General features: G+C 65.3%; 9 protein-coding genes. 4 read left to right on the top strand and 5 right to left on the bottom strand.

Annotated elements, in window-relative coordinates:
* Nucleotides 1-10 precede the first annotated feature (10 nt).
* Complete coding sequence (locus tag EPN51_RS06360; protein ID WP_293038990.1) at nt 11-1,171, top strand: hypothetical protein; 1,161 nt, start codon at nt 11-13, stop codon at nt 1,169-1,171.
* Nucleotides 1,172-1,228: 57 nt separating this feature from the next.
* Here EPN51_RS06360 and EPN51_RS06355 read toward each other — a convergent pair whose 3' ends face one another.
* The 5 genes from EPN51_RS06355 to EPN51_RS06335 all read right to left on the bottom strand — a co-directional run bounded on the left by EPN51_RS06355 (nt 1,229) and on the right by EPN51_RS06335 (nt 6,359).
* Nucleotides 1,229-2,053 carry an LLM class F420-dependent oxidoreductase gene (locus tag EPN51_RS06355; protein ID WP_293038747.1) on the bottom strand — a complete coding sequence of 275 codons (825 nt, stop codon included), beginning with the start codon at nt 2,051-2,053 and terminating at the stop codon, nt 1,229-1,231.
* An 8-nt stretch (nt 2,054-2,061) separates the two neighbouring features.
* Nucleotides 2,062-3,141: a poly-gamma-glutamate hydrolase family protein gene (locus tag EPN51_RS06350; RefSeq protein WP_293038745.1), complete on the bottom strand. Its 1,080-nt coding sequence runs from the start codon at nt 3,139-3,141 to the stop codon at nt 2,062-2,064.
* Complete coding sequence (locus EPN51_RS06345) at nt 3,142-4,383, bottom strand: Nramp family divalent metal transporter (RefSeq protein WP_293038987.1); 1,242 nt, start codon at nt 4,381-4,383, stop codon at nt 3,142-3,144.
* A gap of 83 nt (nt 4,384-4,466) precedes the next feature.
* A complete protein-coding gene (locus tag EPN51_RS06340) occupies nt 4,467-5,543 on the bottom strand; it encodes a diacylglycerol kinase (RefSeq protein ID WP_293038743.1) in 1,077 nt (358 codons plus the stop codon).
* Nucleotides 5,544-5,567: 24 nt separating this feature from the next.
* Nucleotides 5,568-6,359, bottom strand: coding sequence for an SDR family oxidoreductase (locus EPN51_RS06335; protein WP_293038741.1), 792 nt, complete (start codon nt 6,357-6,359; stop codon nt 5,568-5,570).
* 244 nt (nt 6,360-6,603) lie between these two features.
* Between EPN51_RS06335 and pstS (EPN51_RS06330) the strand changes: the two genes are divergently transcribed.
* From pstS (EPN51_RS06330) to pstC, 3 genes are all read left to right on the top strand, one after another.
* Nucleotides 6,604-7,710, top strand: a complete 1,107-nt coding sequence (gene pstS / locus EPN51_RS06330; RefSeq protein ID WP_293038739.1) for a phosphate ABC transporter substrate-binding protein PstS — start codon at nt 6,604-6,606, stop codon at nt 7,708-7,710.
* 254 nt (nt 7,711-7,964) lie between these two features.
* Entirely contained in the window at nt 7,965-9,077 is a 1,113-nt protein-coding gene (gene pstS, locus EPN51_RS06325; protein WP_293038737.1) for a phosphate ABC transporter substrate-binding protein PstS, read from the top strand.
* A 6-nt stretch (nt 9,078-9,083) separates the two neighbouring features.
* The gene (pstC, locus tag EPN51_RS06320) at nt 9,084-10,082 is read left to right on the top strand and encodes a phosphate ABC transporter permease subunit PstC (protein ID WP_293038735.1); all 999 of its coding nucleotides are present in this window, start codon (nt 9,084-9,086) and stop codon (nt 10,080-10,082) included.
* Nucleotides 10,083-10,087 lie beyond the last annotated feature (5 nt).

Here is a 10,087-nt window from a genome sequence, read left to right as displayed (position 1 = left end):
CAGCGCCATGCTGACCAAATGCCCGAGATGCTTCTCGGTTCTCGACGACAACAGTTACGCCTGGATGGTGCCGCCAGAAGCGGCCGGACAGAGCAACCGTGACGGGGCCGCCTCGGCGTATGTCGGCGCCGAAGTTCGTTGTGGGTCAATACATGTGCTCAAACGCCCACCCGGGTATACGGCCCCGCTACGGCCGTCCACCGCCGATATCAGCCGGCAATTGAATGCACCCGTACTCGAAATCTGCCCGGTATGCCATTTCGTCCTGCCGAATGGATGGCGTGAGGGCCACGCACTGTGCATCGCCATGGCCGGTGCCCGTGCCACCGGCAAGAGCATGTACATCGCAGTGTTGATCAAGCAGCTCGAGCTACTCTGCGAACGTCTCGGTGTATCCATGGAACCGGCAACATCGGGTACCACGACCAGTTATGCGAACAACTACGAACGGCCGCTGTTCATCCAGCGTGGGCTGATCCCGCCGACGCCCGCGGCGGATGTGCAGGCCTCTTATCAGCGTGAACCGCTCGTCTTCAATATCGGTGTGTGGCACGGGGTGCGACGCTACGTGGTGCTGCGCGATGTGGCGGGCGAGGACCTGGAGGCGGGCGATCTCGACGCCGCGCATTTTCGGTTCTTTTCCAACGCCGATGCCGTGTTTTTCATGTTCGACCCGCTGCGGGTAGAGGTGATCCGAGAGCAATTGCAAGACCTGGTGCCCCCTCAGTCTTGGAGCGGCGGCGATCCGCGATCGGTACTGAGCAACCTGTTGCGCGTGGTGGGGGAGGGTAGGCCGCGGCTCGCCGTGATCCTGCCCAAATTCGACGTGCTGCGTGCGCTGAGCCAAGTCGAGGGCTCGGCCTGGAGCCAGGTGATGTGCAATACCGGGGCGGCCTGCATCCGCGAAAGCCCCGCACTCCGGCAATATGACGATGTCGACGGGCAATTGCTGCATGAGGAAGTGCGCAGCCTGCTGCTTCGCCTCAACGGCGGTTCGATTGTGACCGGGGTGGAGAATCCGCCGAGTGGGATCCGGCTCAACCACCGTTATTTCGTGGTGTCGGCGCTCGGCCAGCCTCCGGAAGGCAATCGGCTCAACCCGCGTGGGATCGCACCGTTTCGCTGCCTCGATCCGCTGCGCTGGGTCACAGCCAGCTGCGGTGTGCTCTAGGTGGCGCGATAACCGGTTGTGTCGCGGCCCCGGTTCTCTAAGATCGAGCAGATGCGGTCAGCGCAGTTCGGCGATGACCTTCGAGAAGTTCTCGATGTTGTTGTCCTGCACGGTGAAGGACGACACACCGTACTTTTCCCGGTACGCGGACAACGTGTCGGCGATCTCGCGGGGGGAACCGCTGAGCACCGAGGGCTGGGAGAGGATCTCCGCATCGGACAGGTTCGGCGCGTAGCTGCGGGTCAGCTTGAGGTCGGGCTCGGTCTCGCCGGCCCGCGGCATCGCCGTGATCGCCAGATTCAGCTCGAGGGAGTCGAACCGATCCCCGGCGGCGTTGCGGACGAAGTCGACGCGTTCGGCGAACGGGTCCTCGACGTCGCGCACCTTGGAGCCGGTCAACCCGATGATGTCGGCGTTGCGGGCGGCGATGGTCAATACCCGGTCACCATTGCCGGCGATGATGAGTGGCGTCGACGGGTGGTGTTCCTTCAAATACTTCGTCATGTGCTCGAGGTAGTCGACCCGGGCGCCGGCGCTGGGATAGGGGATCTCGGCGGCTTCGAACTCCTCCCGGACGTAGCCGGTGCCGAGTCCGATCTCGAGGCGCCCGTCGCTGAGCAGATCCAGGGCCTGCATGTCCCGGCTGAGCAGGGCCGGCTTGTAGAACGCGGAATTGAGCACATACATGCTCAGCCGCAGCGTCGTGGTGACCATCGCGACGGCGGTCAGGGTCGGGAAGGGCGCGGCGGCACCCAAATGGTCGGGCACACAAAGAATGTCGAAGCCGGCATCTTCAGCGCGCTTGGCCTTGTCGAGCAGGACCTCGCGCGACTTGAAGAACCGCATGCTCATTCCGAAGCGAAAATCCTTGGCCACCGACAACCTCCGTTTTAACGATCCGACGATATCGACCAACAACGAGCGGCATCGGCCAACCCTTGGATCAGGGCGCTGGTGACCGACGATAAACCGTCATCGCCCGGCAGCGGGCTGCGCGGGCTGATCCCCCGGACCCGCGCCGAGAGCTCCAGCTGTGTTCCGCCCTCGCGCGCCCGGTTCACCGGGTTCCGCGGATGCAGGCCCCGCAATTCCGGTGGGACGTCGTCGAGGTCGGTGATGATCTGGTAGCCGGCCAGCCGGATGTGGCGGGCCAAGTGGGCGGCCAATTCCCGGTTGCGGCCGCCCGCCAGCAGCTGGGTGCTGCGGCCGTCGCGGCCATAGCCGTGTAGCGACACCGCGACGTCGACATGGTCGAGGAACTCGGCGAGCCGCGGCGACTCGGCCGGATCGAACAAGGCCGACGGCAGGTGATGCGGGTAGTGGTCGGGATGACGCACCACATACACCGAAGCGGCGGCGGCCTGGGCGGCACGTTCGGCGATCACATCGGTCATCTCTTCGAGCCCACCGCCGTGGATGGCGAGAAATCCGAAACGCGAACGCAATTGGCTGATCTCGCTCACCCCAGGCTCGCGTAGCAGCGCTGAAAGCGACTGTGGTGCAGGGCCGGTCGCCGATGACGATTTCGGGCGAGGCCAGCCCGCGGGGTCCCAACGGTGCAAGAACTCGAGCCAGCGTCGGGGCAACCCGTGCTGCGCGGCACCGTCGATGATCGTGTGCAGGTAGCCCGGGCGCGGTGGGCCCGGCGTCACCCGGTGGTCGATGTAGACCCAGGCCGGTGCCGGCCCGTCATCGGTGTGCACGGTCAACCGATCGCGCCGGTAGCGCACCGGCACACCCTCGGCACTGTCCAAGGTCGCCAGGTCGCCGTCGGAGATCTGCCATACCACCCCGTGCACCTGGTTTCCGGCCAACGGTTCGACGGTGGCCACGCCGCGCTGGTTGATCAGCCAGTCGTGATCGGCGAGGACCGCCGGCCGCGGATCGGCGGCGTCGGGACAGCGCCGCGCCATCTGCCTGACGCATAGGTTCGAGCCGTATGCGAAGTACAGATGCCGCAGGGCCGGCATTCAGCCGGTCACCGTCAGCCAGATGAGCACCACGTTAAGCAGACTAATCAATATGCCGACGCCCCAGCCAAGAATCGTCGTGATGCGGTGGTTGGCGTCGGTGCCCATCAGCTCGCGGTTGCTCGTCAGCTTGATCAGGGGCAGCACCGCAAACGGAATGCCGAACGAGAGCACCACCTGGGACAGCACCAAAGCGCGGGTGGGGTCGAATCCGACCGCCAGGATCACCAGGGCCGGGCACAGGGTGATCAACCGGCGCGCCACCATGGGAATCGACCGGTGCAGCAGCCCCTGCATGATCATGGCCCCGGCGTAGGCGCCCACCGACGACGACGCCAGACCGGACGCGAGCAAACCGATCGCGAACAGCACCGCGATGGTCGCGCCCAGCGTGTTGTGAATCGCGGAGTAGGCGCCCTCGATGGACGCGCTCACGTTGCGGTCTTGCAGGTTGATCGCGGCGACCAGCAGCATCGCGGCGTTCACGGTGCCGGCCACCGCCATCGCGAGGGCGACGTCCCAGCGGGTGATGCGGAGCAGCAGGCGGCGATGCGATCCGTGGTCGGGATGTCCATGCCGGTCCAGGACCAGGCCCGAGTGCATGTGCACCGCGTGCGGCATGACGGTGGCCCCCAGGATGGCGGCGGCCAGCAGCACGCTCTCGGTGCCCCGGAACCTCGGCATCAGCCCGCCGAGCACGTCATGGGGAGGCGCCGTCTTGACGAAGAAGCTGGCCGCAAACCCGATCGCGATGACGAGCAGCAGGCCGGTGATGACCCGCTCGAAGATGATCTGACCGCGCCGGTCCTGAATGCCCAGCAACAGCAAGGCCACCACGCCGGTGATCACCCCGCCGGCCAACAGCGGCAAACCGAACAGGATGTGCAAGGCGATCGCCCCGCCGACGACTTCGGCCGCATCGGTGGCGACCGCCACGAGTTCGGCCTGCGCCCAATACACCAGCCGCAGCGGACGGCTCATCCGCTTGCCCAGGACGGCCGGCAACGAGCGCCCGGTGACCAGCCCGAGCTTCGCCGACAGGTACTGCACCAGGCCCGCCAGGACGTTGGCCACGACGATCACCCACAGCAGCAGGTAGCCGTACTGCGAACCGGCGCTGACATTGGCCGCGACGTTTCCGGGGTCGACGTAGGCGATCGCGGCGACGAACGCCGGCCCGAGCAGATACCAGTTGCCCTTGAGCGAGCTCTCGGTGCGCTGCGCCAACGTGCCGACCTCGATTCACTTCACCGAATAAGAAAGTGAGGTTAGTCGAACATCCCGACGGGACCCTGCGCGGCCACGGCGTTTCCTGCCGTCGAGGCTCACTCGAGAAGGTAGAGCCCCTTGCCGGTGACCAGCGGCAAGTCGAGGGTCGTCACGATTCCCGGCCGGGCGGCCACCACCGCGGGGATCGCGTTGACGACCCGCTTCGCGGTGGCCACCAATCCGGCGTGGTTGTGATCGCCCTTGCGGCTGCTCAGGCAGATGTCCATGGCGTACGACGGTTCACCGGTGACCTCGACGCGGTAGGAGCCGCCGAGCTGGGCGGGCTGCGGCCACTCGGGGCACAGGTCCTCGCGCAGCCGGGTGACGTGCTCGAGGACGACGGCGGGATCGCCGTCGACCATGCCGAACACCTCGAAGCGCAGCGCCGCGGCGGTGCCCTTGGCGATATGGCCCGCGGCGATGTCGAAGTCCTCGGGGGCCGGTACGCGAACGTGTGACTGGGTGACCTCGTCAAGCGAAATGCCAAGTCCCGCCGCCATTTGCCGGATCACCGAACCCCAGGCCAGGCTGAGCACACCGGGTTGCAGCAGCATGGGAATCGCGTCCAGCGGCTTACCGAATCCCATGACGTCGAACATGACGGCGGCGCTGTCATAGGTGGCGTAGTCGACGATCTCCATGCACCGGATCTGCTGGATGCTCTGGCAGGTGCCGGCCAGCGCCAGGGGCAGCAGGTCGTTGGCGAAGCCAGGATCGATCCCGTTGACATACAGGCTTGAATTACCTTCGCGCGCCGCGTCTTCCAGTGGCTTGATCATTTCCTCGGGGATCACCTGCCACGGGTACTGCAAGAAGACCGGACCGCTTCCGACGATGTTGATCCCGGCCGCCAAGACGCGCCGGTAGTCCTCGAGCGCCTCGGCCAGCCGGTTGTCGGCCAGCGCGTTGTACACCGCGCATTGCGGCCCGGTGGCGAGCACGGCGTCCAGGTCGGTGCTGGCGAGCACGCCCGTCGGCTCCGCAAGCCCGGCGAGCTCCGCCGCGTCTTTGCCGGCCTTGGCGTCCGATGACACCCAGACGCCTTTCAGTTCGAACTCCGGATTGGTGATGAGCGCCCGCAGCGCGTGGATACCGACGTTGCCGGTGCCCAGTTGGACGACGGGGATGGGCATGACGTGCTCCTTAGCGGTCGGGGGTCACAGATCCGGTACGGGGATGTCGAGGTTGGGGAAGGTGAGGCCGCCGTCGACCTCGAGCGTCTTGCCGGTCAGGAAATTACCAGCCGGGGAGGCCAAATAGACTGCGGCAGCGGCAATGTCGACCGGATCGCCGAGACGGCGCATCGGGGTGACCTTCTCCATCGGTGCCCGCAGCTCGTCGTTGGAAGCAACCACATCCAGTGCGGAGGTGAGGATCGATCCCGGGGCGATCGCGTTGACGCGAATCCGTGGGCACAGGTCCAGGGCCGTGAGCCGGGTGTAGTGGGACAGCGCGGCCTTGGCGGTGCCGTAGGCCGCGAAGCCACGCCCGGCCAGCCGGCCCATGGTTGAGGTGATGTTGATGATGCTCCCGCCGCCGGAGTGCTCCAGCATCAGGGGCACCGCCGCGACGGTCAGCGCGTGGGCGGTGGCGACATTGAAGGTGAAAGCGTCCTTGAGATCTTTCGTCGAGGTCGTCAGCAACGTGTTGGGCATGGTCCCGCCGACGTTGTTGACGACGATGTCTAGTTTCCCGAACGCCTCGACGGCGCGACCGGCCAGCTCGGCGGTGGACTCCGGATGCGCCAGGTCGGCGGCCACGACCTGGGCCCGACGCCCGGTGGCGCGGACCTGTTCGGCGACGGCTTCTAGTTGGGATTCCGTTCGGGAGGCGATGAGAACATCGGCGCCTGCCTCGGCGAAGGCCAGCGCAATGGCGGCCCCGAGCCCGCGGCCTGCACCGGTGATGACGGCGACTTTGTCGTCGAGACGGAACCTGTCAAGGATCATGGCGGCCTCTCTTCTTTCGGTGTCAGCCGACACGGTAGCAAGCCGCGCCATCTCGGATCGGACATTTCTAGAACAAGTTCTACTTTTTTCTCCGGCGGGGCGATGCGGCCTTCCGATTCCGGCCGGCGGCCCGGTCGCGTCGGCGGCCTCCGCGCGCACCGCCAGACGATTTGCCCGCCGTTAACTTTGTTGCGGTTAGCTGAGGGGCGGTGATCATTTTTGGTCTTTACCGTGAGGAAGCGACTTGGGGCGCAACCGATTTGGTGCCATATTGAGTGTCCTGACCGTCGTTGCGCTGGTGTTGTCGGGATGTGGGTTTCACGGCAGCCGGGCCTGGGGAAGCGGGGCAGGCTCGTCGAGCATCGTCAATTGCGGCGGCAAGAAAGCACTGACGGCGGGCGGGTCGACGGCCCAGGCCAACGCGATGACCCGATTTGCCAGCGCCTTCGAGCACGCTTGCCCCGGTCAGACGCTGAATTACACACCCAACGGCTCCGGCGCGGGAATTGGCCAATTCACCGGAAATCAAATAGATTTCGCGGGATCAGATTCACCGCTGACCCCGATCGAATACTTCGCGGCGCAGACGCGGTGCGGATCCCCGGCGTGGAATCTGCCCGTGGTTTTCGGCCCGATCGCCATCACCTACAACGTCAAGGGCGTCAGCTCGCTGATCCTCGACGGCCCCACCACCGCCAAGATCTTCAAGGGCGTGATCACCGCCTGGAACGATCCGGCAATCCAGGCGCTCAACGCGGGCACCGTGCTGCCCGCCGAGCCCCTCCATGTCGTGTTCCGCAGCGACCAGTCCGGCACCACCGACAATTTCCAAAAATACCTGGACTCCGCGTCCGACGGTGTCTGGGATAAGGGCATCGGGAAGACATTTCACGGTGGGGTCGGAGAGGGTGCCGACGGCAACGGCGGTACGTCGGCGGCGGTCAAAGCGACCGAAGGATCTATCACCTACAACGAATGGGCGTTCGCTCTTTCACGGAAGCTGGCAATGGCCAGGATCGTCACCTCGGCCGGCCCCGACGCCGTGGCGATCAGCGACGCCTCGGTTGGGAGAACGATTTCCGGTGCCACCCTCACCGGGCAGGGCAACGACTTGGTGGTGGACACGTTCTCGTTCTACAAGCCGACCCGGCCCGGTTCCTACCCGATCGTGTTGGCGACCTACGAAATCGTGTGTTCGAAATATCCCGACCCGCAGGCCGGCGCCGCGGTGAAGGCGTTCCTGCAAAGCACCATGGGGGCCGGCCAGAATGGCTTGGCCGACAACGGGTACATCCCGGTGCCGGAGTCGTTCAAATCGCGACTGTCGGATTCGATCAACGCCATCGCATGATCTGCGGAGCCGGTAGGCGTGTCCTCGGCAGGGAGGGTGAACCTTTTGCTTGTCGGGCGCAGTCGGGGCGACGTCACGCCGAACGCCGGCCGGCGTCGCCGCAGGGTGGTCATCGCGTTCAGCGGCGATCGCCGAACAGTTTGCTCACTGTTCAATTATCACTGTTACCTTCGTGGCCGCGAGACGGGCTGGTCGGCATGCGATGGCCACTGACCGGCGGCGACGATGTTTGACACCCACCTTAAGGATGCGAATTGAAACTCAACCGATTTGGCGCCGTACTTAGTGTCTTGAGCGCTGGTGCGCTGGCGTTGTCGGGGTGCGGAAGCGATAACAACGCGACTGGCGCCAATGGACCGACCGGCTCGTCGTCGACCAAGGTGAGTTGCGGCGGCAAGAAGGCCCTCAAGGCCAGCGGGTCGACGGCCCAGGCCAACGCGATGACCCGCTTTGTCAACGCGTTCGAGCAGGCCTGCCCCGGCCAGACGCTGAACTACACGGCCAACGGATCGGGTGCGGGAATCAGCGAATTCAACGGCAAGCAAACCGATTTCGGTGGCTCCGACTCACCGCTGGCGGCCAACGAATACGCTGCTGCGCAGCAGCGTTGCGGTTCACCAGCGTGGAATCTGCCGGTCGTTTTCGGCCCGATCGCCATCACCTACAACGTGACGGGCCTGGATTCGCTCAGTCTGGACGGCCCCACGGCCGCCAAAATCTTCAACGGCACGATCACCACGTGGAACGACCCCGCGATCCAAGCGCTCAACACCGGTGTCACGTTGCCCGCCGTGCCGATTCACGTCGTATTCCGCAACGACGAGTCCGGCACCACCGATAATTTCCAGAAATACCTCAACGCCGCCTCTGACGGTGCGTGGGGCAGGGGCGCCGGAAAGACCTTCAAGGGTGGCGTCGGTGAGGGAGCCAAGGGCAACGACGGCACGTCGGCCGCCATCAAGGCCACACAAGGATCCATCACCTACAACGAATGGTCGTTTGCTCAGGCGCAGAAACTGAACATGGCGAAGGTCATCACCTCGGCCGGCCCGGATGCGGTGGCGATCAACGCCGAGTCGGTGGGCAAGACGATTGCTGGGGCCAAGATCTCCGGCCAGGGCAACGACCTCGTGCTCGACACGCTCTCGTTCTACAAGCCGAAGCAGTCCGGTTCCTACCCGATCGTGCTGGCGACCTACGAAATCGTGTGCTCGAAGTACCCCGACTCCGCGATCGGTACCGCGGTAAAGGCGTTCCTGCAAAGCACCATCGGCGCCGGTCAGAATGGCCTGGCCGACAATGGCTACATCCCGATCCCCGACGCGTTCAAGGCGAGACTGTCTGCTTCGATCAACGCCATCACATAACCTGAGATGGTCGTGACACGAGGAACAGCAACCAGCCCGTCGACCGCGGAAAAGCCGGCACCAACGGCGCTGAATGCACGCGTGGCGCGGCGGGGCGACCGGATATTCAAGCTGGTCGCCGCCGCCGCGGGTTCGACGATCGTGGTCGCCATCCTGTTGATCGCGGTATTCCTGTTGCTGCGCGCCGTTCCGTCGTTGCGCGTCAACCACGCAAACTTCTTCACCAGTGCCGAGTTCAGCACCAGCGACCCCCACAGGCTTGCCTTCGGTATCCGCGACCTGCTCATGGTCACGGTGCTCAGTTCGCTCACCGCGCTGGTGCTGTCCGTTCCCATCGCGGTCGGTATCGCCGTGTTCCTCACCCAATACGCGCCGAAGCGGTTGGCGCGCCCGTTCGGCGCCGTGGTGGACCTGCTGGCCGCGGTGCCGTCGATCATCTTCGGGCTGTGGGGGATTTTCGTGCTCGCCCCCCAGATCGAGCCGGCGGCGGCGTTTCTCAACCGCCACCTGGGGTGGTTTTTCCTGTTTAAAGAGGGCAACGTCTCGTTAGCGGGCGGCGGCACCATCTTCACCGCCGGCGTCGTGCTCTCGGTGATGATCCTGCCGATCGTCTCCGCCGTGTCGCGAGAAGTCTTCCGGCAGACCCCCCACATCCAGATGGAAGCGGCGCAGGCGCTGGGCGCCACCAAGTGGGAGGTGGTGCGGATGACCGTGCTGCCGTTCGGCCGCAGCGGCGTCATCGCGGCCTCGATGCTGGGGCTGGGCCGTGCGCTGGGCGAGACCGTGGCGGTGCTGATCATTTTGCGTTCGGCCGCCCGCCCGGGTAACTGGTCGCTGTTCGACGGCGGCTACACGTTTGCCTCCAAGATCGCCTCGGCGGCCGCGGAGTTCAGCGCACCATTGCCCACCGGGGCCTACATCTCGGCGGGGTTTGCGCTGTTCGTCCTGACGTTCATCGTCAACGCGGTCGCCCGTGCGATCGCCGGTGGCAAGGTCAACGGATGAGGCGC

The sequence above is a fragment of the Mycobacterium sp. genome, from assembly GCF_004298145.1.
GTDB lineage: Bacteria > Actinomycetota > Actinomycetes > Mycobacteriales > Mycobacteriaceae > Mycobacterium.
This window is presented reverse-complemented; position numbering and strand designations above follow the sequence as displayed.

Excerpts from the sequence above, each read along its gene's own strand:
- EPN51_RS06335 (WP_293038741.1), bottom strand. The coding sequence starts at position 6,359 with ATGATCCTTGACAGGTTCCGTCTCGACGACAAAGTCGCCGTCATCACC.
- pstC (WP_293038735.1), top strand. The coding sequence starts at position 9,084 with ATGGTCGTGACACGAGGAACAGCAACCAGCCCGTCGACCGCGGAAAAG.
- EPN51_RS06350 (WP_293038745.1), bottom strand. The coding sequence starts at position 3,141 with ATGCCGGCCCTGCGGCATCTGTACTTCGCATACGGCTCGAACCTATGC.
- EPN51_RS06340 (WP_293038743.1), bottom strand. The coding sequence starts at position 5,543 with ATGCCCATCCCCGTCGTCCAACTGGGCACCGGCAACGTCGGTATCCAC.